The 22426-nt window shown below is 65.5% G+C and carries 22 protein-coding genes; 15 read left to right on the forward strand and 7 right to left on the reverse strand.

Annotated elements, in window-relative coordinates; all coding sequences use genetic code 11:
- Positions 1 to 8: 8 nt before the first annotated feature.
- Entirely contained in the window at positions 9 to 2354 is a 2346-nt protein-coding gene (locus IB229_RS01245; protein WP_225578890.1) for a response regulator, read from the forward strand.
- Here IB229_RS01245 and IB229_RS01250 read toward each other — a convergent pair.
- From IB229_RS01250 to msrB, 3 genes are all read right to left on the reverse strand, one after another.
- Entirely contained in the window at positions 2346 to 2816 is a 471-nt protein-coding gene (locus IB229_RS01250) for a MarR family winged helix-turn-helix transcriptional regulator (RefSeq protein ID WP_192324167.1), read from the reverse strand. The two genes, IB229_RS01245 and IB229_RS01250, sit on opposite strands and share 9 nt — an antisense overlap.
- Positions 2813 to 3298, reverse strand: a complete 486-nt coding sequence (locus IB229_RS01255) for a glutathione peroxidase (RefSeq protein WP_192324169.1) — start codon at positions 3296 to 3298, stop codon at positions 2813 to 2815. Before IB229_RS01255 ends, IB229_RS01250 begins: the two co-directional genes overlap by 4 nt.
- Before the next feature lie 108 nt (positions 3299 to 3406).
- The gene (gene msrB, locus IB229_RS01260) at positions 3407 to 3802 is read right to left on the reverse strand and encodes a peptide-methionine (R)-S-oxide reductase MsrB (RefSeq protein WP_192324171.1); all 396 of its coding nucleotides are present in this window, start codon (positions 3800 to 3802) and stop codon (positions 3407 to 3409) included.
- Between the two features lie 168 nt (positions 3803 to 3970).
- Here msrB and IB229_RS01265 point away from each other — a divergent pair, with 168 nt between their 5' ends.
- From IB229_RS01265 to IB229_RS01290, 6 genes are all read left to right on the forward strand, one after another.
- Positions 3971 to 5182 (forward strand): pyridoxal phosphate-dependent aminotransferase, encoded by a 1212-nt coding sequence (locus tag IB229_RS01265; protein ID WP_192324174.1) that lies wholly within the window; start codon positions 3971 to 3973, stop codon positions 5180 to 5182.
- 65 nt (positions 5183 to 5247) lie between these two features.
- Positions 5248 to 5700, forward strand: coding sequence for a hypothetical protein (locus IB229_RS01270; protein ID WP_192324176.1), 453 nt, complete (start codon positions 5248 to 5250; stop codon positions 5698 to 5700).
- A gap of 91 nt (positions 5701 to 5791) precedes the next feature.
- Positions 5792 to 6667 carry a protease HtpX gene (gene htpX, locus IB229_RS01275; protein ID WP_192324178.1) on the forward strand — a complete coding sequence of 292 codons (876 nt, stop codon included), beginning with the start codon at positions 5792 to 5794 and terminating at the stop codon, positions 6665 to 6667.
- A gap of 179 nt (positions 6668 to 6846) precedes the next feature.
- Entirely contained in the window at positions 6847 to 7239 is a 393-nt protein-coding gene (locus IB229_RS01280; RefSeq protein WP_192324180.1) for a transcriptional regulator, read from the forward strand.
- A gap of 103 nt (positions 7240 to 7342) precedes the next feature.
- On the forward strand, positions 7343 to 8110 hold the full coding sequence (locus tag IB229_RS01285; RefSeq protein ID WP_192324182.1) for a DODA-type extradiol aromatic ring-opening family dioxygenase: 768 nt from the start codon (positions 7343 to 7345) through the stop codon (positions 8108 to 8110).
- A 104-nt stretch (positions 8111 to 8214) separates the two neighbouring features.
- Positions 8215 to 8613, forward strand: a complete 399-nt coding sequence (locus tag IB229_RS01290; RefSeq protein ID WP_192324184.1) for a hypothetical protein — start codon at positions 8215 to 8217, stop codon at positions 8611 to 8613.
- A gap of 66 nt (positions 8614 to 8679) precedes the next feature.
- Here IB229_RS01290 and IB229_RS01295 read toward each other — a convergent pair whose 3' ends face one another.
- From IB229_RS01295 to IB229_RS01305, 3 genes are all read right to left on the reverse strand, one after another.
- Positions 8680 to 10356 (reverse strand): DEAD/DEAH box helicase, encoded by a 1677-nt coding sequence (locus tag IB229_RS01295; RefSeq protein ID WP_192324186.1) that lies wholly within the window; start codon positions 10354 to 10356, stop codon positions 8680 to 8682.
- Positions 10357 to 10677: 321 nt separating this feature from the next.
- Positions 10678 to 11433 (reverse strand): spermidine synthase, encoded by a 756-nt coding sequence (locus IB229_RS01300; protein WP_192324188.1) that lies wholly within the window; start codon positions 11431 to 11433, stop codon positions 10678 to 10680.
- On the reverse strand, positions 11426 to 12394 hold the full coding sequence (locus IB229_RS01305; protein WP_192324190.1) for an AraC family transcriptional regulator: 969 nt from the start codon (positions 12392 to 12394) through the stop codon (positions 11426 to 11428). Before IB229_RS01305 ends, IB229_RS01300 begins: the two co-directional genes overlap by 8 nt.
- Before the next feature lie 180 nt (positions 12395 to 12574).
- Here IB229_RS01305 and IB229_RS01310 point away from each other — a divergent pair, with 180 nt between their 5' ends.
- From IB229_RS01310 to IB229_RS01345, 8 genes are all read left to right on the forward strand, one after another.
- Positions 12575 to 13918 carry a flavin-containing monooxygenase gene (locus IB229_RS01310; RefSeq protein WP_192324192.1) on the forward strand — a complete coding sequence of 448 codons (1344 nt, stop codon included), beginning with the start codon at positions 12575 to 12577 and terminating at the stop codon, positions 13916 to 13918.
- Entirely contained in the window at positions 13905 to 14831 is a 927-nt protein-coding gene (locus tag IB229_RS01315; protein ID WP_192324194.1) for a bile acid:sodium symporter family protein, read from the forward strand. Before IB229_RS01310 ends, IB229_RS01315 begins: the two co-directional genes overlap by 14 nt.
- The gene (locus IB229_RS01320; RefSeq protein WP_192324196.1) at positions 14832 to 15641 is read left to right on the forward strand and encodes an SDR family NAD(P)-dependent oxidoreductase; all 810 of its coding nucleotides are present in this window, start codon (positions 14832 to 14834) and stop codon (positions 15639 to 15641) included. It begins immediately after the preceding gene.
- Positions 15638 to 16372 carry a sulfite exporter TauE/SafE family protein gene (locus IB229_RS01325; RefSeq protein ID WP_192324198.1) on the forward strand — a complete coding sequence of 245 codons (735 nt, stop codon included), beginning with the start codon at positions 15638 to 15640 and terminating at the stop codon, positions 16370 to 16372. Before IB229_RS01320 ends, IB229_RS01325 begins: the two co-directional genes overlap by 4 nt.
- A 148-nt stretch (positions 16373 to 16520) precedes the next feature.
- Entirely contained in the window at positions 16521 to 18278 is a 1758-nt protein-coding gene (locus IB229_RS01330) for an N-acyl-D-amino-acid deacylase family protein (protein ID WP_192324200.1), read from the forward strand.
- 216 nt (positions 18279 to 18494) lie between these two features.
- Positions 18495 to 19841, forward strand: coding sequence for a class II 3-deoxy-7-phosphoheptulonate synthase (locus IB229_RS01335; protein WP_192324203.1), 1347 nt, complete (start codon positions 18495 to 18497; stop codon positions 19839 to 19841).
- 64 nt (positions 19842 to 19905) lie between these two features.
- Entirely contained in the window at positions 19906 to 20214 is a 309-nt protein-coding gene (locus IB229_RS01340) for an NIPSNAP family protein (RefSeq protein WP_192324205.1), read from the forward strand.
- Between the two features lie 141 nt (positions 20215 to 20355).
- Positions 20356 to 21108 carry a M48 family metallopeptidase gene (locus tag IB229_RS01345; protein ID WP_192324207.1) on the forward strand — a complete coding sequence of 251 codons (753 nt, stop codon included), beginning with the start codon at positions 20356 to 20358 and terminating at the stop codon, positions 21106 to 21108.
- Positions 21109 to 21183: 75 nt separating this feature from the next.
- On the opposite strand, the gene IB229_RS01350 is transcribed toward IB229_RS01345, so the two are convergent.
- Complete coding sequence (locus tag IB229_RS01350; RefSeq protein ID WP_192324209.1) at positions 21184 to 22389, reverse strand: winged helix-turn-helix domain-containing protein; 1206 nt, start codon at positions 22387 to 22389, stop codon at positions 21184 to 21186.
- Positions 22390 to 22426 lie beyond the last annotated feature (37 nt).

The raw sequence follows: 22426 nt of genomic DNA on the forward strand, positions 1-22426 counted from the left end.
GATGGGCTATGCTTGGCTGGCGTACGGACACAGGAAGCAGTCGCCCGCCCATGGATATATCTCTCACCCATCGCCTGTCCTATAAACAGGCCAGTTTGACGGTGCTGGTGGCATTTATCCTGGGGACTCTGCTCAGCCTGATCCAGATAGGCGTCGATTATGCCAGCGAAGACGCCTCCATCAATCGCGAGATCACCTCGCTGCTGGAGATCAGCCACAATCCGGCTGCGCGGATCGCCTACAACATCGACGCCGAACTGGCCCAGGAGCTGGTCCTCGGCCTGCTGCGCTCACCCGCGGTCATGCGCGCCGAGATCATCGACAACAGCGGCACCACCCTCGCCGTGGTCGACCGGCCGGCCGAACAGAGCCGCTACCGGCTGTTCAGCGACTTCCTCTTCGGCGAGAAGCGCAGTTTCGAAGACCCGCTCTACGTCAGCCACGCGCCCCACGAAGCGCTGGGCGTGCTGCGCCTGGAGGTCGACACCTATGCCTTCGGCAGCGACTTCCTGCGCCGCGCGCTCTTCACCTTCCTCGCCGGTTTCGCCCGTAGCCTGCTGCTCTCGCTGATCCTGCTGGTGCTGTTCTACGTGATGCTGACCAAGCCGCTGATCGACATCATCCGCGCCCTCAGCGAACGCGATCCGCGCCGCGACTTCAGCCCGGTACCCTGTCCGCCCAGCCATGAGCGCGACGAAATCGGCACGCTGGTGGCGGTGACCAACCAGCAGTTGGCCAATATCCACGAGGAAATCAGCCAGCGTCGCGAGGCCGAGGACCGCCTGACCCAGTACCTGGCCGAGCTGGAGAACATCGTTTCTGCGCGCACTGCCGAGCTGAAGGCGACCAACTCGCGCCTGACCCTGTCCAACCGCGACCTGGAAGAGGCACGCCGCACCGCCCTGGAGATGGCCCAGGCACGCGCCGCGTTCCTGGCCAACATGAGCCACGAGATCCGCACCCCGCTCAACGGCCTGCTGGGCATGCTTTCACTGTCGCTGGACGGCCCGCTGAGCGTGGAGCAGCGCCAGCAGCTATCAATCGCCCATGACTCGGGCAAGGTGCTGGTCGAACTGCTCAATGACATTCTCGACCTGTCGAAATTCGAAGCCGGGCAGCTGGAGCTGGAGCAGATTCCGTTCGACCTCGGCACCCTCGCCGAAGACACCGCCAGCCTGTTGTCGCAGAACGCCGGCCCCAACGTCGAGCTGACCTGCCTGATCGACCCGCATCTGCCTGCACAGGTGCTGGGCGACCCGACGCGGGTACGGCAGATCGTCAGCAACCTGCTGTCCAACGCCCTCAAGTTCACCCGTTTCGGCCGCGTCGACCTGCGTGTCGGCCCTTGCGCCGGCGGTGTGCGCATCGCCGTCAGCGATACCGGTATCGGCATCCCGCTGGACGCGCAGACGCGCATCTTCCAGCCGTTCACCCAGGCTGGCGCGGGTATCGCGCGCCAGTACGGCGGCACGGGGCTTGGCCTGGCGCTGACCCGACGCCTGTGCGAAGCCATGCAGGGCACCCTCAGCCTGGACTCACAGGAAGGCTTCGGCAGCCGCTTCTACGCCGAGCTACCGCTCAGCAGCACCAGCGCAGCCAGCGAATGGCGCGCCCTGCAGGGCCGCATCGTGGCGTTCTGCCCGGCCAACGGCGGGCTCACCGAACTGCTGGAACACTGGCTACCAACCTGGGGCCTGGGCTACCGGCGCCTGGACAGCGACGCCAGCCTGGGCACACACAAGGCGGACCTGCTGATCTGCGACCAGAGCGACCACCTGAGTACCCTGCGCAAGGCCAGCCCCGCCCCACTGTTGTTGGTTTCCGCTTACGGCGCCTTTCTCGACAGCACGCACAGCGCCGAGCTTGCGCCGTTCGAGCAACTGGCACGGCCATTGTCACGCAGCACCTTGTACAGGAGCCTGCAACAGCTGCTGCAACCCCACGAAGACCATGATGAAGCGCCGAGCAGCCCCGCCACCCACGCCCTGCGCAAGGCCCGCGTGCTGCTGGTAGAAGACAATTCGGTGAATCAGCTGGTTGCCAAGGGCATGCTCGCCAAGCTCGGCTGCGAGGTGGCGGTGACCGGGCACGGCGGCGAAGCGATCCATTACCTGGAACACAACACCGTCGACCTCGTGCTGATGGACTGCAACATGCCGGTCATGGATGGCTACGAAGCCACCCGACGCATTCGCCAGAGCGGACGCTGGCCCGACCTGCCGATCATCGCCCTGACCGCCAACGCCCTGCCCGATGAACGCGAGCGCTGCCAGAACGCCGGCATGAACGACTACCTGGCCAAGCCATTCCGCCGTGAAGACCTCGCTGCCCTGCTCGACACCTGGCTAGCGTAGGGCGCCAAGACGCTGCAGCAACGTACCGAGGTCATTGCGCAGACCATCCAGCTCCTGCGGTTCGACACCGCTGTCGCAGAGCAGCTGCGCCTTGAGTGGCGCCACCTTTTCGCGCAGCGCCTGCCCCGCAGCACTCAAGCCCAGGTGCACCTCGCGCTCGTCATGTGCCGAACGCTTGCGCACCACCAGCCCAAGCTGTTCCAGACGCTTGAGCAGTGGCGTCAGCGTGCCGGAATCCAGCAACAGGCGTTCGCCCAGGGCCTTCACCGTGGGCTGTGCCGGCGCCTGAGCCTGCCACTCCCACAGCACCAGCATGGCCAGGTACTGCGGGTAGGTCAGACCGAGCTCATCGAGCATCGGCTTGTAGGCCCGGATCACCGCACGCGACGCGGCGTAGAGCTTGAAGCACAGCTGGTTGTCGAGCAGCAGCTGTTGCGCCTCGAAGGCAGCGGATGCATTCATTTCAGCAGCGCTTCGATCTCGGCGGTCAGGTCTTCAGGCTTGGTGGTCGGGGCGAAGCGCTTGACGACCTTGCCATCGGCCCCGATCAGGAACTTGGTGAAATTCCATTTGATGCCCTGGCTGCCGAGCAAACCCGGTGCTCGTTTTTTCAGCTGGACGAACAACGGGTGGGCGTCGCTGCCATTGACGTCGATCTTCTTGAACAGCGGGAAGCTCACGCCGAAGTTCAGCTCGCAGAACTCGGAAATCGCGCTCTCGTCACCCGGTTCCTGCTTGCCGAACTGGTTGCAAGGGAAGCCGACCACGGTCAGGCCCTTGTCCTTGTACTGCTGCCAGATGCTTTCCAGGCCCTTGTACTGCGGGGTGAAGCCACACTTGCTGGCGGTATTGACCACCAGAACGGCCTTGCCGCCGAAGTCGGCCAGGGTCTTTTGCTGACCGGTGATGGTGGTTGCCGGGATGTCGAGAAGGGTGTCGCTCATGGCAGAAGTCCTTTGCGGTGGGATGAGGAGACGGCAAAGATAGCCAACAATTAAATTGTACACAATTTAATTATCGAAAAATAAGGCCCGCGCCTGGCGGGCCCTGTGTCACTCCCGTGGTTCGAGCTTCAACGACAGCGAGTTGATGCAGTAGCGCAGGCCGGTCGGTCGCGGGCCATCGGGAAACACGTGGCCCAGATGAGCGTCGCACTTCGCGCACTTGACCTCGATGCGGTGCATGCCGTGGCTGAAGTCTTCCTTTTCGGCGATCACATCGTCCGCCACCGGCTGGAAATAGCTCGGCCAGCCACTGCCGGAGTCGTACTTGGCATCCGAGTCGAACAGCGCCTCGCCGCAGCAGGCGCAGTGGTAAATACCCGGCACCTTGCTGTCATGGTATTCGCCGGTGAACGGGCGCTCCGTGCCACCCAGTCGGCAGACGTGGTATTGCGCGTCGGAAAGCTCGTCACGCCAGGCTTCCAGGGGTTTTTCGATCTTCGCCATGGGTACACCTCAGTATCTGAAAAAAGCCCGAACTGCACCTTTTCCGAGCATCGGGCCGCACGTATCATGCGTCGTTCTTCACGCCAGTCTGGCAGCGGCCTCGCCACCTGCCAAGACGCTTTCCATTCGCCGCACCTGCGGCGTTTTTCACTTCGGGGCTTCAGGATCATGCAGGTCAGCAAATCGAACAAGCTTGCCAACGTCTGTTATGACATTCGTGGACCGGTGCTCAAGCACGCCAAGCGTCTGGAAGAAGAAGGTCAGCGCATTCTCAAGCTGAACATCGGCAACCCGGCGCCGTTCGGTTTCGAAGCCCCCGAGGAAATCCTCCAGGACGTCATCCGCAACCTGCCCACCGCCCAGGGCTACAGCGACTCCAAAGGCCTGTTCAGCGCGCGCAAGGCGGTGATGCAGTACTACCAGCAGAAGAACGTGGAAGGCGTCGGCATCGAGGACATCTACCTCGGCAACGGTGTTTCCGAGCTGATCGTGATGGCCATGCAGGCCCTGCTCAACAACGGCGACGAGGTGCTGATCCCTGCGCCTGACTACCCGCTGTGGACCGCTGCCGTGGCCCTCTCCGGCGGCAAGCCGGTGCACTACCTGTGCGATGAGCAGGCCGGCTGGTTCCCCGATATCGCCGACATGCGCGCCAAGATCACTTCGAACACCAAGGCCCTGGTGCTGATCAACCCGAACAACCCGACCGGCGCGGTGTACTCGAAGGAGGTGCTGCTGGAGATTGTCGAACTGGCGCGCCAGCACAACCTGGTGCTGTTCTCCGACGAGATCTACGACAAGATCCTTTACGACGACGCCCAGCACGTGTGCACCGCATCCCTGGCGCCGGACGTGCTGTGCCTGACCTTCAACGGCCTGTCCAAGTCCTACCGCATCGCCGGCTTTCGCTCCGGCTGGGTGGCCATTTCCGGGCCCAAGCACAAGGCGCAGAGCTACATCGAAGGCATCGACATCCTCGCCAACATGCGCCTGTGCGCCAACGTGCCGAGCCAGCATGCAATCCAGACCGCGCTCGGCGGCTACCAGAGCATCAACGACCTGGTGCTGCCCAACGGCCGTCTGTTGGAGCAGCGCAACCGCACCTGGAAACTGCTCAACGACATCCCCGGGGTCAGCTGCGTCAAACCGATGGGCGCGCTGTACGCCTTCCCGAAGATCGACCCGAAGGTCTGCGCGATCCACAACGACGAGAAGTTCGTCCTTGACCTGCTGCTCTCCGAGAAACTGCTGATCGTACAGGGCACTGCCTTCAACTGGCCATGGCCGGACCACTTCCGCGTGGTCACCCTGCCGCGCGTGGATGACCTGGAGCAGGCCATCGGACGCATCGGCAGCTTCCTCAAGACCTACCGCCAGTAACCGGCACTCGGCGGTCCGCGCCAGCGCCGGGCCGCCGCTCTCCTCTGCCATTGCGGGGTGTATCCATGGACTTGCAGATTGACGAATTCTACAAGGATGCCGCCGCCGGCATGCTCATGCTCTACCAGGTGTTCCCGCGCAAGGCCGCGCTGTACGTGGAAGACCTGATCGGCCGCGAGGAGCCGGACGAATTCGGCCTGCCGAGCAAGCGTCACCAGAGCTGCCTGAGCGCCATGCTGTGGCTGGCCGACGAAGGCTACCTGCGCTTCGACTCGACCATCGCCTACGACGCCCTCGACCAGGCCGTGCTCACCGAAAAGGGTTTCCTGCGCCTGTCCCGTGGCGTACCGCATGCCCTGCCCAGCGAAGAAACGCCACCGGCTGCCGTGCGCCGGGTCCAGGCGACCCTCGCCTGGCAACTGCGCGATGCGCTCTCCGCACACAACAGCGAACGAGTCGCACGCCTCACCCGCCTGCTCTTCGAAAGCACGCTGACCGGCTCCAGGGACATAGTTTGAAATAGTCCCTCGGTTGAAGATGCTAGGGGTACGCCCCTATATAACCGGCATAATCAGACCGTCTTTCGTCCGTGAGGAGAAGCTTTCCACCATGATGCGCATTGTGTTGTTCCTGGCCACCAACCTGGCGGTACTGGTCATTGCCAGTATCACCCTCAAGCTGTTGGGAGTAGACCGCTTCACCGGCCAGAACTATGGCAGCCTGCTGGTGTTCTGTGCCGTGTTCGGCTTCGCCGGTTCGCTTATTTCGCTGTTCCTGTCCAAGTGGATGGCGAAGATGAGTACCGGCACGCAGATCATCACCCAGCCGCGTACCCGCCATGAGCAATGGCTGCTGCAGACCGTCGAAGAACTGTCCCGCGATGCCGGCATCAAAATGCCGGAAGTGGGTATCTTCCCGGCTTACGAATCCAACGCCTTCGCCACCGGCTGGAACAAAAACGATGCCCTCGTTGCCGTCAGCCAGGGCCTGCTCGAGCGTTTCTCGCCGGATGAAGTGAAGGCCGTCCTGGCCCACGAGATCGGCCACGTGGCCAACGGCGACATGGTCACCCTGGCCCTGATCCAGGGCGTGGTGAACACCTTCGTGATGTTCTTCGCACGCATCTTCGGCAACTTCGTCGACAAGGTGATCCTGAAGAACGAAGGCGATGGCCACGGTATCGGCTACTGGATCGCGACCATCTTCGCCGAGCTGGTACTGGGCATCCTGGCCAGCATCATCGTCATGTGGTTCTCGCGCAAACGTGAGTTCAAGGCCGACGAAGCCGGCGCTCGCCTGGCCGGCACCGCCTCGATGATCGGTGCCCTGGAGCGCCTGCGCGCCGAACAGGGTGTACCGGTGCACATGCCCGACAGCCTCACTGCGTTCGGCATCAATGGCGGCCTGAAGAATGGCCTGGCCGGCTTGCTGATGACCCACCCGCCGCTGGAAGAGCGCATCGCCGCCCTGCGCCAGCGCGGCTAAGCAGCGCAACGCCAGCCAACAAGGCGACCCCGCGGGGTCGCCTTTTTCATGCCCGCCATTTGCTCACGCCTCTTGCCTGGTGAAAAAACGTACGAACCTTGGCCAGCTCCTGCGGGTCGGACTCTGTAGGGGCCGGATTTCCCTCCGGCCACGCCGAACCATCTCGAAGGAGAATTGACATGGCCTATAACTGGGATCTGATGGAGCGCTTGCTGCACGAAGTGCAGAACTCCGCCGGCAAGTCCTTCGCCCCGCGCGTCTATGCCAAGGAATTGGCTGACGAACTGGAGCTGCAAGGTGAACACATCGAGAGCCTCGACGCCTTCCAGGCCGAAGCCACGCACTACGAGTCCGATCTGGTCAAAGGCGGCTTCATCGAAAGCCGGCCGGAAAGCGAAGGCGGCAACGGCGAGAACTTCGTCCTCACCCCGCGTGGCCTGCAGCTGCTGAGCATGATCGACAGCAGCATCCCCGGCGATGAGCACCCGCGCGAGGTACTCGACGAAGCCGGTACCGCGGCGCTTACGCCTGAGGTGTTCGATGGCCTGGCGCCCAAGGCCAACCTGACCTGAAGCCTGATCAAGCAATCCAGTCGATCGATATCCTCAGGAATTTATACTGGATTGCGATAGGTCCACTGCGCACCATGGCAGCATGCCACTCGAGGATATCGTCATGCTGCCTGCCCTCTTCATCTCCCATGGCTCGCCCATGCTCGCCCTGCAGCCAGGCGCGAGCGGTCCTGCCCTGCAACGCATTGCCGCCGCCCTGCCGAAGCCGCGGGCCATCGTGGTCATGTCCGCCCATTGGGAAAGCCGCGACCTGCTGATTGGCAGCGCCGCGCAGCCGAAGACCTGGCACGACTTCGGTGGTTTTCCCGCCGAGCTGTACGCCCTGCAATACCCCGCCGCCGGCTCGCCAGAACTGGCGCTGCAGGTGCAGCAGCTACTGGCGCAAGCCGACCTGCCCAGCCGACTCGACCCACAGCGCCCGCTCGATCACGGTGCCTGGGTGCCGTTGTCACTGATGTACCCGCAGGCCGATATCCCGGTGCTGCAGATCTCCCTGCCGAGCCACCTGGGCCCGTTCATGCAGGCGCGCATCGGCCAGGCGCTGGCGAGCCTGCGCGAAAAGGACGTGCTGCTGATCGGTTCGGGCAGCATCACGCACAACCTCGGCGAACTCGACTGGCGTGCCGGCCCCGAGGTGATCGCACCCTGGGCGCGGGATTTCCGCGACTGGATGGTCGACAAGCTCATCAGTGACGACCAGGCAGCGCTCTACGCCTACCGCCAGCAGGCACCGTCGGCCGTGCGCAGCCATCCCAGCGACGAACACCTGCTGCCGCTGTTCTTCGCCCGCGGGGCTGGTGGTGAGTTCCGCATCGAACACAGCGGCTTCACCCTCGGCGCGCTGGGCATGGACATCTACAGCTTCGCCTGACTCAGGTCGCCGGCGAGCACGAACACACGGATCAGAGGAATCGCGCTGCGCGTTGCCAAGCCAGCCGTTAGAGTAGCGACACCCTCCCCAACAAGGACCGTTGCATGCTCGCCAAACTCCTGGTCACCGTCGGTATCGCCTTTTATGCCGTCGTGGTGCCAATCTTCGAGATCAACGCCAGCCACGTGTTCAACCCGCAATGGACCGGCCACGCGCGCCTGCACGAGGTCTGGCAGCTGGCGACCAACTGTGCGCTGGGCGCCTTCAGCCTGTGGCTGGTCTGGCTGCGGAACGAAATTCGCCTGAGCAGCCTGCTGACCCTGTTCGTCACGGGTGGCTTCCTGTTCGCCTATGTCCTGCGTCACGGCTATGACGGATCCATGGTGCTCTCCGATGGCTCGGAGAAGATGATCTTCGGCATCAACCTGGGCCTGTTCGCCTACAGCCTGGCCATCATCCTGGCTATAGTGGCCGTGCTGCTTGACCGGCACCGAGCGCCTTAATCCCAGGCATGAAAAAGCCCCGCATGAGCGGGGCTTTTTCATGTCACGAGGTTTGATCCAGCGGGATCAATCCTCGCGATAACGACGCAGCTTCAGGGCCTTGCCAGCAACGCGGGTGTCTTTCAGCTTGCCGAGCAGGCGGTCGAGACCCTCTTCCGGCAGTTCGATCAGGCTGAAGGTTTCGCGGATCTGGATGCGACCGATGGCTTCACGCTGCAGGCCGCCCTCGTTGAGGATGGCGCCCAGCAGGTTCTTCGCAGCGATGCCGTCGCGAGTACCCAGGGCAGTGCGGCAACGGGCGCGGCCTTCGGCCAGCGGCACCGGCGCACGACGCTCGCGCGGGGTGAACTCGCCACTGCGCTCGCCATCACGCTCACGACGCTCGCGCGGTGCGCTGACGGTCGGCACCAGCGGCTGCTCGCGCTCGACGTCGGCCAGGTTCAGCGACTGACCATTGGTGGCCTTGCGCAGCAGGGCCGCGGCCAGGGCGCGCGGGCTGCAACCGATGTCGGCAACCAGACGGTCGAGCAGCTCGCCATGACTGGCTTCGGCGTCGGCAACCAGCGGCGACAGGCTGTTGGTCAGCTTCTTGATGCGCGCGTCCAGCACTTGCTGGGCGTTCGGCAAGCGTACTTCAGCCACTTTCTGCCCGGTGACGCGCTCGATCACCTGCAACATGCGGCGCTCGCGCGGGGTAACCAGCAGCAGCGCACGGCCAACGCGGCCGGCACGGCCAGTACGGCCGATGCGGTGCACGTAGGATTCCGGGTCGTACGGCATGTCCACGTTGAGCACGTGGGTGATGCGCGGTACGTCGATACCACGGGCGGCGACGTCGGTAGCGACGACGATGTCCAGGCGGCCATCCTTCAGCGACTCGATGACGCGCTCGCGCTGGTTCTGCGCGATGTCACCGTTCAGCGCGGCAACCTTGTAGCCCTTGGCTTCCAGGGCCGACGCCAGGTCCAGGGTAGCTTGCTTGGTGCGCACGAAGGCGATCAGGGCGTCGAACTCTTCGACTTCCAGCAGGCGCGATACGGCAGCGACTTTCTGGTCGGCGTGGACCATCAGGTGCGCCTGCTCGATCAGCGAGACGGTCTGGGTCTTGGCGGCGATCTTGACGTGCTTCGGCTCGCGCAGGTGCTTCTCGGCGATACCACGGATCGAGGCCGGCAGGGTCGCGGAGAACAGCACGCTCTGGCGGGCAGCCGGCATGGCCTGGAAGATCACTTCCAGGTCGTCCATGAAGCCCAGCTTGAGCATTTCGTCGGCTTCGTCCAGCACCAGATGGCTGATGGTCGACAGCAGTTGATCGTTGCGGCTCAGGTGGTCGACCAGACGACCCGGCGTAGCGACGATGACCTGGGCACCCATGCGGATGGCCTTGAGCTGCGGGCCCATCGGCGCGCCGCCGTAAACGGCGACCACATTGAGGCCGGGCATCTGCTTGGCGTAGGTTTCGAACGCGGTGGCGACTTGCAGGGCCAGTTCGCGAGTCGGCGCGAGGATCAGCGCCTGCGGCTCACGCTTGGCCGGGTCGATCTTGGACAGGATTGGCAGGGCGAAGGCAGCGGTCTTGCCGGTGCCGGTCTGCGCCTGGCCAATCATGTCGTGGCCGGCAAGGATTACCGGGATCGACTGGGATTGAATCGGGGATGGCTCTTCGTATCCCACCGCGCTGATTGCGGCAAGTACAGAGGGATGAAGGCCGAGCTCGGCAAAAGTGCCGGTTTCCTGGGTCATGGGTCTGCCTCTAGGTGCATCCGCAAGACCCAAGTTCCAAGGCTGCACATGCCATGTAGGACCCATAAGGGTCACCCTGGCAGCCAAGTGGCGGGGTTTTGCGAAGACTGAATGGATGAAACGTAACGATTAGCCGCTGAGCGGACAAACAGCGGAAGCCAGCGCTTCCTGAATTTGCACAACTTGAACGGGCCGGTTTTGGCCGGGCGCGAAGCATACAGGAAAAAGCTGACCCAGGGGCGGGTTTTTGCCACGAGCGGCCGAACGGCAGATTTGCCCCGCCGCCATCCCGCCCCCGCCGATGTGCGCCTACGCTGTGGTCTAACTGGCCGGACGAATCACATCCAGCAGCGACTGCAGCGAATAGCGCAGACGCGGCGCCAGGGCTTCGGCACGCGCCTCGACGGCATCGTGATCGAGCTGCTGATCGAGATCGGCCGGCACCAGCAGGATGACGTTGCCCTCCTTCACCGGAATTTCCCAGTAATGGCGGTGGTACAGGCCGCGCAGCAGCGCAGCACCGAGTGGCTTGCCGTCGTCGGTGCCCCACTGGTTGATCACCAGCCAACCGCCGGGGTTGAGGCGCTGCTGGCAGTTCTCAAGGAACTTCCAGGCCAGGTGGCCGACGGCCGGGCCGGTGTCGGTATACAGGTCGACGAAGATCAGGTCGGCCGACTCGGCGCTGTCGAGCAGCTCCAGGGCATCGCCGATACGAATGGTCAGCCGCGGGTCGTCGGTCAGGCCGAGGTACTGCATGGCCAGGCGCGGCACGTCCGGGCGCAGCTCGATCACCTCGACATCCTCCAGCGGCAAGAAGCTCAGGCAGGCCTGGGTCAGGTTGCCCGCACCGAGACCGAGGAACAGCGCGCTCTCCGGTGCCGAGTGGCACAGCGCGCCGACCAGCATGGCGCGGGTGTAGTCGTACTCCAGCCAGCTCGGGTCGCGGGTGAACACGCAGCTCTGCTCGATCGCCTCGCCGAATTCGAGAAAACGGTAGTCGCCCACTTCCAGCACGCGCACCAGGCCATAGGCGTCGCGCACTTCCTCAAGCAGACGCTCTTCCTGCAGGTCACTCATGGTTGCGCCCCTGGCGAAACTGTCCGGGTGTCATGCCGCTCCAGCGGCGAAAAGCCTTGGCGAACGCACTCTCGTCGGAGAAGCCGAGGCGCTCGGCCACCTCGCTCAAGCGCGGCGAATCGCCCAGCAGTTGCTCGGCCATCTGGTACAGCACCTGCTCGCGCAGCAGCTTGAAACTGGTGCCCTCCTCCGCCAGCTTGCGGTTGAGGTGACGGCCGCTGAGGTCGAGCTGTTCGGCGATGCGTTCCTTGCCCCAGCGCGGCTGGCTGCGCAGCAGCTGCTGCACGCGGGCACTCAGGCTCTGCGTGCCGAGGCGCTCGAGCAGGCTGTCGGCAAGGCCGCGCAGGTGTTCGCGCATCAGCGCGTTGGCCTGGATCAGCGGCACCCGCAGCTCCTCCTCGTCGAACAGCAAGGCGTTCTGCCCGCTGGCGAAATGCAGCGGGCAATCGAGCAAGGCCCGGTAGTCGGCCTCGGCGCCACGCGCGGCATGGGCCAGGCGCAGCGCCGGGTGCACCTTGTTGCCGGTGATCCAGCGCGACAGCGAGAGCAGGCTGGCCATTACCGCCTCGACCCGCTCGGTCTGGCAGACCTGATAGTGCGGCTGGTACGTCACCAGCACCTGTCCGGCCTCGTGGCGCAGGCCGAACTCGCCGCCGTCGCCGACGATCGGGTAGTACTCGAGCAACGCCTCCAGTGCCTCGCCGACCGTCTCGCAACTCATCAGCAGCGCGCCGACCATGTCCAGATGGCCGACCTGCAGGGCACAGCCCAGACGCAGACCGATCAGCGGGTCCTGGGCAGCGTCGCAGAACGACTGCCACAACGCCTCCTGCTGCACCAGGGCGATACGCGGCTGGCCGCCGAGTTCGCGGACCGCGTCCGGCAGCGCAAGGCCGAGGCGCTCGGCCGCCTGGAGAATGGCCTGGGCATAGTGAACGGTGACGGAAGGGGTCGTGCTCATGGTCCTGAATTAACCGGCGAAGGTCCTGATTGAGCCATTACGGCAGCATGGCGAATACCTATGCTGGCACTCACATAACAGAGGTTCTCTGCCCAGCGCAGCGTCAGCCAGGCACCTTTTACCACGGTGCCGCACGCCAGCGCGCGGTGAGGCGGCAGAACCCACACACGAGATGCCTGCATGCACGCCATTATCGGAGCCGGCCCAATGGGGCTGGCCGCTGCCCGTCAGTTACAACGCCATGGTATCGCCTTCGTCGGCTTCGAGCTGCATGGCGATGTCGGTGGCCTCTGGGACATCGACAACCCGTACAGCACGATGTACCAGTCGGCACACCTGATCTCCTCCAAAAGCACCACCGAGTTCAGCGAATTCCCCATGCCCGCCAGCACGCCGGCCTACCCGCCGCAGCGTCTGGTCGGCCAGTACTTCCGTGACTACGCCAGCCGCTTCGGCCTGCGCCAGCACTTTCACTTCAACACCCGCGTCCTGCGCCTGGAGCGTCTGGACAAGGGCTGGCGCCTGGTCAGCGAGCGCGACGGCGTGCAGCGCGAGTGGCAGTTCGATGGCGTGCTGATCGCCACCGGCACCCTGCACACGCCCAACCAGCCCGCGCTGCCCGGCAGCTTCACCGGCGAGCTGCTGCATTCGGCGGCCTACAAGGACGCCGCGCTGTTCGCCGACAAGCGCGTGCTGGTGGTCGGCTGCGGCAACTCGGCCTGCGACATCGCCGTCGACGCCGTGCACCGCGCCCGCTCGGTCGACCTGTCGGTGCGCCGTGGCTATCACTTCCTGCCCAAGTACATCCTCGGCAAGCCGACCGATACCTTCGGTGGCGCGGTGAAGCTGCCGCGCCGGCTCAAGCAGCTGGTCGATGGCCTGCTGGTGCGCGCGCTGGTCGGCAAGCCGTCGCAGTACGGCCTGCCCGACCCGGACTACCGCCTGTACGAGGCGCACCCGGTGATGAACTCGCTGGTGCTGCACCACCTCGGCCACGGCGATATCCAGGCGCGTGGCGATATCGCCGCAGTCGACGGTCGTCAGGTGACCTTCGCCGACGGCAGCCAGGGCGAGTACGATCTGATCCTGCAGGCCACCGGCTATAAGCTCGACTACCCCTTCATCGACCGCAGCGAGCTGAGCTGGCCAGACAGCGCCGGCGCGCCGCAGCTGTACCTCAACGTGTTCCACCCACAGCACGACGACCTGTTCATGCTCGGCATGGTCGAAGCCTCCGGACTCGGCTGGCAAGGCCGCGCGGAGCAAGCCGAATTGGTCGCCCTGTGCATCCGCCGCCAGCGTGAGGGCCACCCCAGCGCTGTGCAGTTCCGCCAGCAGGTGCGCGAACGTGCCAGTCAGCGCCTGGACGGCGGCTACGCCTACCTGCCACTGACGCGCATGGCCTATTACGTACACAAAGACAGCTACCGCCGCGCGGTAAACCAGCACATCGCTGCGTTGCAGCGCGACCTCGCCGACCCGGCGCCACTGGCGGCGAAGGAGCACCTCGATGCCAGCCGTTAATCTGGAGTTTTCCCCGAGCGCGATGATCGCCCTCAACGCCATCATCGCCCTGATGATGTTCGGCGTGTCCCTGGAGCTGCGCGCCGACGACTTCCGCCGCATTCTGCGCACGCCCAAGGCACCGCTGATCGGCATGCTCGTGCAGTTCGTGCTGCTCCCGGCCAGTACCTGCCTGCTGACCATCGCCCTGCCCATCGACCCCGAGCTGGCGCTGGGCATGATCCTGGTCGCCACCTGCCCCAGCGGCACCTTCTCCAACATCATGACCTGGCTCGGCCGCGGCAACGTCGCCGTGTCCGCCAGTGTCACCGCGGTGTCGAGCCTCACCGCCGGCATCTTCACTCCGCTCAACTTCGCCCTGTACGCCGGGCTCAACCCACAGACCCGTGCGCTACTTACCGAGATCAGCATCGACCCGCTGCAGCTGCTGGCCATGGTGGTGCTGGTACTGGTGTTGCCGATGCTGGCCGGCATGTTCTTCGGCAAGGCGCGGCCACAACTGGCGCGGCGCCTGGAAAAGCCACTGCGGACCTTTTCCCTGATCGTGATGCTGGCCTTCGTCGGCGGCGCGCTGAGCAAGAACCTCGAGCAGTTCGCCGAACACTTCCACCTGTTCTTCTGGCTGGTGGTCACGCTCAACAGCATGGCCCTGCTGCTTGGCTACGCCTGCGCCCGCCTGTGGCGCCTGCCGGATGCCGACGTGCGCGCAGTGACCCTGGAAACCGGCATCCACAACTCGGCACTGGGCATGGCGCTGATCTTCACCTTCTTCCCGCAGGCCGGCGGCATGCTGCTGATCGCCGCCTTCTGGGGCTGCTGGCAGCTGATCTCGGGCCTCTTGCTGGCCCTGTACTGGTCACGCCGGGCACCACGCGAGCCGGCCGCCGTTACCCTGAACCAAGGAATCCACTGAATGCGCGTCGTCCTTATCACCGGCGCCGCCAGCGGCCTCGGCTGGCACCTCGCACAGGCCTGCCATGCACGCGGTGATCACCTGCTGCTCACCGACATCGACGCCGCCGGCCTCAGCGCCCGCGCTGCCGAACTTGACCCGAACCGGGTCTTGGCGATTGCCGGCAACATCTGCGAACCGAGCCTGCACCACGATCTGCTGACCGCCTGCCGCCGGCGTTTCGGCCGCCTCGACGTATTGATCAACAATGCCGGCATCACCCACCGCTCGCCGACCGTGCACACCAACCCGGCGGTACTGCGCAAGGTCATGGCGGTGGATTACCACGCGCCGCTGGAGTTGACCCTCAGCGCCCTGCCGCTGCTGCGCGAAAGCCGTGGCCAGGTCGCCGCGATCGGTTCCATGGCCGGCTGGATGCCGGTGCTCGGACGCGCCGGCTATTGCGCGGCGAAGAGTGCCCTGAGCCAGGCCTTCGAGGTGCTGCGTGGGGAAGTCGCCCAAGACGGCATCCACCTGCTGATGGTCTACCCGAGCTTTCTCGACACCGCCATCGACCGCAACGCCCTCGGCGCCGATGGCAAACCGGCTGGCCACGCGCGCTCGACCATCGGCACCGTGCGCTCCGCCGCCCACATGGCCGAACAGCTGCTCGACGCCCTCAAGCGCCGCCAGCAACGGCTGTTCCCGGATCGCGGCAGCTGGGCGGCCAGCCTGCTCTGGCGCATCGCCCCGGCCTTCTACTACCGGCAGATGAGCCGCCGCTTCGCGGGCGAACTGCCCGCGCCTACAACACAGCAGAACATCCCATGAGCGCGACCACCTACGCCTTGGGCGCCTTCATCCTGCTGGCCTACACCCTGGAGGCCATCACCGGCTTCGGCAGCATCGTCATCGCCCTGTCACTCGGCGCCCTGCTGCTGCCCATCGACCAGTTGCTGCCGGTGCTGGTGCCGCTGAACATCTGCATGACCGGCTTCCTGGTCAGCCGCCACTGGCGCCTGATCGACCGCCGCCTGCTACTGGGCATGATCCTGCCGGGCATGGCCATCGGCACCCTGGCCGGTTATCTGCTGCTGCCGTACCTGGACGAGGTGTCGCTGAAGCGCGGCTTCGGCGTGCTCATCCTCTGGTTCGCTGGCCGCGAGCTGTGGCGCCTGCAGCGCAAGGCGCCAGCGCGCGAACACACGCCGAACTGGGTGATGCGCCTGGCCACCACCGCCGCCGGCATCTGCCACGGCCTGTTCGCATCCGGCGGGCCGCTGCTGGTGTTCGCCCTGGCCACCACGACCCTGGACAAGGCACGCCTGCGCGCCACCCTGGTCAGCGTCTGGTTCAGCCTCAACAGCCTGCTGACCCTGGCCTTCCTGCTCGACGGCCGCCTGGTCCCGGCGCTGCCGCAGGTGCTGCTGTATGCGCCACTGCTGCTGGTCGGCGTGTGGCTCGGCGAACGCCTGCACCGGCGCATCGACGAGCGCCATTTCCGCATCGCCATCTATGCCCTGCTGTTGATCACCGGCACGCTGCTGTTGGTAGGCCCTTGAAAAACGTTAGCGAGGCAGCCAGCGCAAGGCAAAAGCAGGCGAAAAGGCGGAGTTTACGAGCTGTAAATGAGCACTTTGAGCCTGCTTTTAACGCCGCGATGGCAACGCAGGTAGTTTTTCAACGGCCTACAGCCCCCTGGAGCCTGGTATGAGCTACGACATCATCATCAAGAACGGCCTCTATTTCGATGGCAGCGGTGCTGCGGGCGAGCTGCGCCATATCGGCGTCAAGGCCGGGCGCATCGACGCGGTCAGCCTCAGCCCGCTGGACGAGAGCGGCTGCGCCGAGGTGCTGGACGCCGCCGGCAAGTGGGTCACGCCGGGCTTTCTGGAAATCCACTCGCACTACGACGCCGAGGTGATCGCCGCCCCGGCGCTGAAGGAGTCGGTACGCCACGGCGTGACCAGCGTCACCATCGGCTCCTGCTCGATCAGCATGGTGCTGGCCGATGCCGAGGATTGCTCGGACCTGTTCACCCGTGTCGAGGCCGTGCCGCGCGAATACGTGCTGCCGATCCTGCAGGAGAAGAAGACCTGGCGCGACGCCGCCGGCTACCGCGCCTTCTACGACCAGCTGGCGCTGGGCCCCAACGTCAGCTCGTTCCTCGGCCACTCCGAGCTGCGCGTGGCGGTGATGGGCCTGGAGCGCGCCACCCAGGACGTGGTGCCAACCGAGGCCGAACTGCAACGCATGGAACAATTGCTGGAAGAAGCACTGGATGCCGGCTGCATCGGCCTGTCGGTGATGACCACGCGCCTGGACAAGATGGACGGCGACCGCGCCTGGTCCAGCCCACTGCCCTCGACCTTCGCCAGCTGGAAGGAGTTCTCCCGCCTGTTCGCCATCCTCCGCCGACGTGGCGCAGTGATGCAGGGCGCGCCGAACGCGGTGACCAAGGTCAACGTGTTCGCCTTCCTCTGGCAGGCCCACGGCTGGCTGCGCACCCCGCTCAAGTGCTCGATGCTGACCGCCCTCGACCTCAAGTCGCAGCCGTTGCTGCACCGCTTCACCCGTTTCTCCGGCTGGCTGGCCAACCGCGTGCTGCGCGGCAACTTCCGCTGGCAGACCCTGCCGGCGCCGTTCACCCTGCGCCTGGAAGGGCTCAACGTGAACGCGTTCGAGGAGTTCGGGGCGGGCGAGATCCTGCGCAACATCAAGGACCCGGACGAGCTGTACGCCAAGGTGCTGGAACCGGAGTTCCGCGCCCTGTTCAAGAAGCAGGTCAAGGCCATCCTCACCAAGGGCCTGTGGCACCGCGACTTCTCCGACTGCTGGGTGACCGAGTGTCCGGACGCCAGCCTGGTCGGCAAGAACTTCAAGCAGCTCGGCGAGAGCCGTGGCCTGGATGCGGTGGACGCCTACTTCGAGCTGGCCTGCCAGTACCGCGAGGCGCTGAAGTGGACCACCTGCTACGGCAACCAGCGCCTGCCGGTGATGCACAAGCTGCTGTCCAGCCCCTGGACCCAACCGGGCTTCGCCGACTCCGGCGCGCACCTGCGCTCCATCGCCCAGTACAACTTCCCGCTGCGCTTCCTCAAGTACGTGCGTGATGCGCAGCTGGCCGGCACCCCGTTCATGGAACTGGGCCAGGCGGTGCGCCGCTGCAGCGGCGAGCTGGCCGACTTCATCGGCGTCGACGCCGGCTACATCCGCGTCGGCGATCGCGCCGACTTGGTGATCGTCAATCCCGAGGGGCTCACGGATGAACTCGACGACACGAGCGAGGCACCGATGGAAGTGCTCGGCCTGGTACGGGTGGTCAAGCGCAACGACGCGGCGGTGGACGCCACTCTGATCAATGGCCGCATCGCCTACCGCCGTGGCAGCGAGTACCCGGACGCGCTAGGCAAGCAGCAGGGCTTCGGCCGCTTTCTCGCCAGCCAGGACGTGCTGCCGCGCACCTGATCCGTAGAGTGGATCGCGCTTCACCGATCCACCAGGCGAGGCCATTGGTGGAAGAGCGGAGCATTAGATAATCGCCCCGAGCCTCTCGGCATCGCTGATCGTGGGCTTGCTCCATCGTGGCATGCAGCGGCTCTATCGCGGCCATCGGCTTACCGAAGCACCGTCTGCGGGAGTAACATGCCCGCAGCCTGAATCAGCCGATAGCCGAGAACCCCGATGTCGCACGCCTGGAGCCCCGAAAGCTGGAGAAGCAAGCCGATCCAGCAACAACCCATCTACCCCGACCTCGCCCACCTGCAGCGCGTCGAACAGACCCTGGCCGGCTACCCGCCGCTGGTGTTCGCCGGCGAGGCCCGCGAGCTGCGCCGCCAGTTCGCCGAGGTCACCCAGGGCCGTGCATTTCTCCTCCAGGGTGGCGACTGCGCCGAGAGCTTCGCCGAGTTCTCCACGCTGAAGATCCGCGACACCTTCAAGGTGCTGCTGCAGATGGCCATCGTCATGACCTTTGCCGCCGGCTGCCCGGTGGTCAAGGTCGGGCGCATGGCCGGCCAGTTCGCCAAGCCGCGCTCGGCCAATGACGAAACCATCGACGGCGTGACCCTGCCGGCCTACCGCGGCGACATCGTCAACGGCATCGGCTTCGACGAGAAGAGCCGCGTGCCGGACCCGGACCGCCTGCTGCAGGCCTACCACCAGGCTACCGCCAGCCTCAACCTGCTGCGCGCCTTCGCCCAGGGCGGTTTCGCCGACCTGCACCAGGTGCACCAGTGGAACCTCGACTTCATCGCCAACTCGGCGCTGGGCGAGAAGTACAGCCAGCTGGCCGACCGCATCGACGAAACCCTGGCCTTCATGCGCGCCTGCGGCATGGACAGCGCCTCGCAAGTGCGTGAAACCAATTTCTTCACCGCCCACGAAGCGCTGCTGCTCGGTTACGAACAGGCCTTCGTGCGCAAGGACAGCCTCACCGGCCGCTGGTACGACTGCTCCGCGCACATGCTGTGGATCGGCGACCGCACCCGTCAGCTCGACGGCGCCCACGTCGAGTTCCTGCGTGGCGTGGAGAACCCGATCGGGGTCAAGGTCGGCCCGAGCATGGACCCGGACGAGCTGATCCGCCTGATCGACATCCTCAACCCGGACAACGACCCGGGCCGCCTCAACCTGATCGTGCGCATGGGCGCCGACAAGGTCGAGGCCAACTTCCCGCGCCTGCTGCGCAAGGTCGCCAGCGAAGGCCGCCAGGTGCTGTGGAGTTCCGACCCCATGCACGGCAACACCATCAAGGCCTCCAGCGGCTACAAGACCCGCGACTTCGCGCAGATCCTCAGCGAAGTGAAACAGTTCTTCCAGGTGCACCAGGCCGAGGGCACCTACGCCGGCGGCATCCATATCGAGATGACCGGGCAGAACGTCACCGAGTGCATCGGCGGCTCGCGGCCGATCACCGAGGATGGCCTGTCGGATCGCTACCACACCCACTGCGACCCGCGGATGAACGCCGACCAATCCCTGGAGCTGGCCTTCATGATCGCCGAGACGCTGAAGCAGGCCAGGACCTGATCGAAACACCGCAGCGGGGCCGCAAGGCCTCGCTTTCACGAGCCGTCACGCCAGGGAGAACACCGTGGTCACCTGCTACCTGAAATACGTCATCGATCCCTACAAGCTCAAGGAATTCGAGCACTACGGCAAACTGTGGATTCCCCTGGTGGAGAAGTTCGGCGGCCAACACCACGGCTACTTCCTGCCGTCCGAGGGCGCCAACGACATCGCCCTGGCCCTGTTCACCTTCCCCAGCCTGGCCGAGTACGAGCGCTACCGGCAGCAGTCGATGGAAGACGCCGAATGCCAGGCCGCCTTCCGCTATGCCGAAGAAACCCGCTGCATCCTCAGCTACGAACGCTCGTTCTTCCGTCCGCTGTTCGGTCGTTAGCCGCGCAAGCCCGTCGCCCAGCGGGGCAGACGGGCCGCCCGGGACTGCGACCCACTTCACGCCCCACCCCGCCGCTATCGCCGACAATGCCGCCCCGGCCGGATACGGCCACCCGTTGCCCCACGTTCAAGGACGATAACCATGAAACTGCAGTACCCGCTTTGCGCTTTCGCCCTCGCCTCCCTGCTCACCGGTTGCCAGAACATGAGCGCCGACTCGGTGCTGCAGAACGGCATGATGGCCATGCAGGCCGTCACCCTCAGCGACGCCCAGGTCAAGACCATGGCCGATGAAGCCTGCCAGCAGATGGACGCCGAAGCCCCCATCGCCCAGGCCGACAGCCCGTACCGCAAGCGCCTGAACACCATCGCCGCCAACCTCGGCAGCCAGGTCAACGGCACGCCGGTGAACTACGAGGTGTACCTCACCGACGAGGTCAATGCCTGGGCCATGGCCAACGGCTGCGTGCGCGTGTACAGCGGCCTGATGGACCTGATGAACGACAACGAAGTGGAAGGCGTGCTCGGCCACGAAATGGGCCACGTCGCCCTCGGCCACACCAAGAAGGCCATGCAGACCGCCTACGCCACGTCGGCAGCGCGCAACGTCGCCGCCTCCTCGGGCAACAGCGCGGTGTCCGCACTGTCCAGCTCACAGATCGGCGAACTCGGCGAGGCGCTGGTCAACGCGCAGTTCTCGCAGTCCCAGGAAACCGCCGCCGACGACTTCTCCTTCGAGCTGCTGACCCAGCGCGGCATCCCGCGCGAAGGCCTGGCCAGCGCCTTCGACAAACTGGCGCAGCAGGGTGGCGGCGACAGCAGCATGTTCGACTCGCACCCGGGCTCGGCCGACCGCGCCGCCCACATCCGCCAGCGCATCGCCGCCGGCAAGTAAGCAAAAAGAACGGGGCTTAGGCCCCGTTCTGCTGTCTGTGAATGCACGGAGCTGCAAGAGCCGGCTTACTGGCTTTTACAGCAGCAATGGCCGCAAGCGCTTGCCCAGCGCGGATGGGCAATTGAGCTGCACCTGTGGCAAGCCCAGCCATGCGGCCAGCCGCTGCAACTGCCCGGCCAGCGCCGCCAGCGCCTCCTCGTCCAGCCCCGCCGCCTCTTCGTGCAGCGCATGCACCGCCAGCCGCCCATGGGCGCGTTCGCTGCGTAGGTCGACCCGCGCCAGCAGGCGCTCGCCATGCAGGAACGGCAGCACGTAGTAGCCGTACACGCGCTTGTGTGCCGGGGTGTAGATCTCCAGGCGATAGCGGAAGCCGAACAGCCGCTCGGTGCGCTCGCGCTCCCAGATCAATGAATCGAAGGGCGACAGCAACGCGCTGCTCCGGCACCAGCGTGGAATGCGTGGCTCGCCCCGGCAATAGGCCGGCTGCTTCCAGCCCTCGACCTGCACCGGCAGCAATTCGCCCGCGTCTACCAGCTCGGCCAGACGCAGGCGCGTATCGCCGACCTCCAGGCGAAAGTAATCGCGCAGGTCGCGCGCCGTGGCCACGCCCAGCGCCTCGGCCGAGCGCAGCAGCAGGCGGCGCTGCGCCTCGGCCTCGTCCAGCTCGGCATGCTCGAACTGCGCCGCCGGAATCACCCGCTGCGGCAGGTCGTACAGGCGCTCGAAACCGCGTCTTCCGGAAACCGTCACCTCGCCCGCGGCAAACAGCCACTCCAGCGCGTGCTTCTCCGCGCTCCAGTCCCACCAGGGTCCGGCGCGTTCGGTGCGGGTACTCAGGCTGCCAGCGCCCAGCGCGCCCTGCTCGCGCACCGCCTGCAGCACACGGGCGATAACGTCGCGCTGTTGACGGCCGAACTCGGCGAGCTGGCGGTAGATGCCCTGACCATCCGCCGCGCGACGCATGCGCCAGCGCAGCAGCGGGTAGAGGTCGAGTGGCAGCAACGACGCCTCGTGCCCCCAGTACTCGAACAGCGCGCGGCGGCGCGGTTTGCCCCAGGCCAGTTCGTCAAGCACGCCGACGTCATAGTCACCGAGACGGGAGAAGGCCGGCAGGTAGTGCGAGCGCACCAGGGCGTTGACCGAATCGATCTGCAGCACGCCGAGGCGCTCGATCTGTCCACGTACCTGGCGCGCACTGGCAGGTGCCTGCGGCGCACGGACGAAGCCCTGGGCACTGAGGGCCAGGCGACGGGCTTCGGCAAGGGAGAGAGAAAGGCTCATGCTGCGATGCTAGCAAAGCGGCGCGGCGATTCGCTGC

Origin of the sequence: Pseudomonas sp. PDM14 (genome assembly GCF_014851905.1) — a bacterium.
In the GTDB taxonomy this organism is placed as follows: domain Bacteria; phylum Pseudomonadota; class Gammaproteobacteria; order Pseudomonadales; family Pseudomonadaceae; genus Aquipseudomonas.

Excerpts from the sequence above, each read along its gene's own strand:
- IB229_RS01245 (WP_225578890.1), top strand. The coding sequence starts at position 9 with ATGCTTGGCTGGCGTACGGACACAGGAAGCAGTCGCCCGCCCATGGAT.
- IB229_RS01250 (WP_192324167.1), bottom strand. The coding sequence starts at position 2,816 with ATGAATGCATCCGCTGCCTTCGAGGCGCAACAGCTGCTGCTCGACAAC.
- IB229_RS01255 (WP_192324169.1), bottom strand. The coding sequence starts at position 3,298 with ATGAGCGACACCCTTCTCGACATCCCGGCAACCACCATCACCGGTCAG.
- msrB (WP_192324171.1), bottom strand. The coding sequence starts at position 3,802 with ATGGCGAAGATCGAAAAACCCCTGGAAGCCTGGCGTGACGAGCTTTCC.
- IB229_RS01265 (WP_192324174.1), top strand. The coding sequence starts at position 3,971 with ATGCAGGTCAGCAAATCGAACAAGCTTGCCAACGTCTGTTATGACATT.
- IB229_RS01270 (WP_192324176.1), top strand. The coding sequence starts at position 5,248 with ATGGACTTGCAGATTGACGAATTCTACAAGGATGCCGCCGCCGGCATG.
- htpX (WP_192324178.1), top strand. The coding sequence starts at position 5,792 with ATGATGCGCATTGTGTTGTTCCTGGCCACCAACCTGGCGGTACTGGTC.
- IB229_RS01280 (WP_192324180.1), top strand. The coding sequence starts at position 6,847 with ATGGCCTATAACTGGGATCTGATGGAGCGCTTGCTGCACGAAGTGCAG.
- IB229_RS01285 (WP_192324182.1), top strand. The coding sequence starts at position 7,343 with ATGCTGCCTGCCCTCTTCATCTCCCATGGCTCGCCCATGCTCGCCCTG.
- IB229_RS01290 (WP_192324184.1), top strand. The coding sequence starts at position 8,215 with ATGCTCGCCAAACTCCTGGTCACCGTCGGTATCGCCTTTTATGCCGTC.
- IB229_RS01295 (WP_192324186.1), bottom strand. The coding sequence starts at position 10,356 with ATGACCCAGGAAACCGGCACTTTTGCCGAGCTCGGCCTTCATCCCTCT.
- IB229_RS01300 (WP_192324188.1), bottom strand. The coding sequence starts at position 11,433 with ATGAGTGACCTGCAGGAAGAGCGTCTGCTTGAGGAAGTGCGCGACGCC.
- IB229_RS01305 (WP_192324190.1), bottom strand. The coding sequence starts at position 12,394 with ATGAGCACGACCCCTTCCGTCACCGTTCACTATGCCCAGGCCATTCTC.
- IB229_RS01310 (WP_192324192.1), top strand. The coding sequence starts at position 12,575 with ATGCACGCCATTATCGGAGCCGGCCCAATGGGGCTGGCCGCTGCCCGT.
- IB229_RS01315 (WP_192324194.1), top strand. The coding sequence starts at position 13,905 with ATGCCAGCCGTTAATCTGGAGTTTTCCCCGAGCGCGATGATCGCCCTC.
- IB229_RS01320 (WP_192324196.1), top strand. The coding sequence starts at position 14,832 with ATGCGCGTCGTCCTTATCACCGGCGCCGCCAGCGGCCTCGGCTGGCAC.
- IB229_RS01325 (WP_192324198.1), top strand. The coding sequence starts at position 15,638 with ATGAGCGCGACCACCTACGCCTTGGGCGCCTTCATCCTGCTGGCCTAC.
- IB229_RS01330 (WP_192324200.1), top strand. The coding sequence starts at position 16,521 with ATGAGCTACGACATCATCATCAAGAACGGCCTCTATTTCGATGGCAGC.
- IB229_RS01335 (WP_192324203.1), top strand. The coding sequence starts at position 18,495 with ATGTCGCACGCCTGGAGCCCCGAAAGCTGGAGAAGCAAGCCGATCCAG.
- IB229_RS01345 (WP_192324207.1), top strand. The coding sequence starts at position 20,356 with ATGAAACTGCAGTACCCGCTTTGCGCTTTCGCCCTCGCCTCCCTGCTC.
- IB229_RS01350 (WP_192324209.1), bottom strand. The coding sequence starts at position 22,389 with ATGAGCCTTTCTCTCTCCCTTGCCGAAGCCCGTCGCCTGGCCCTCAGT.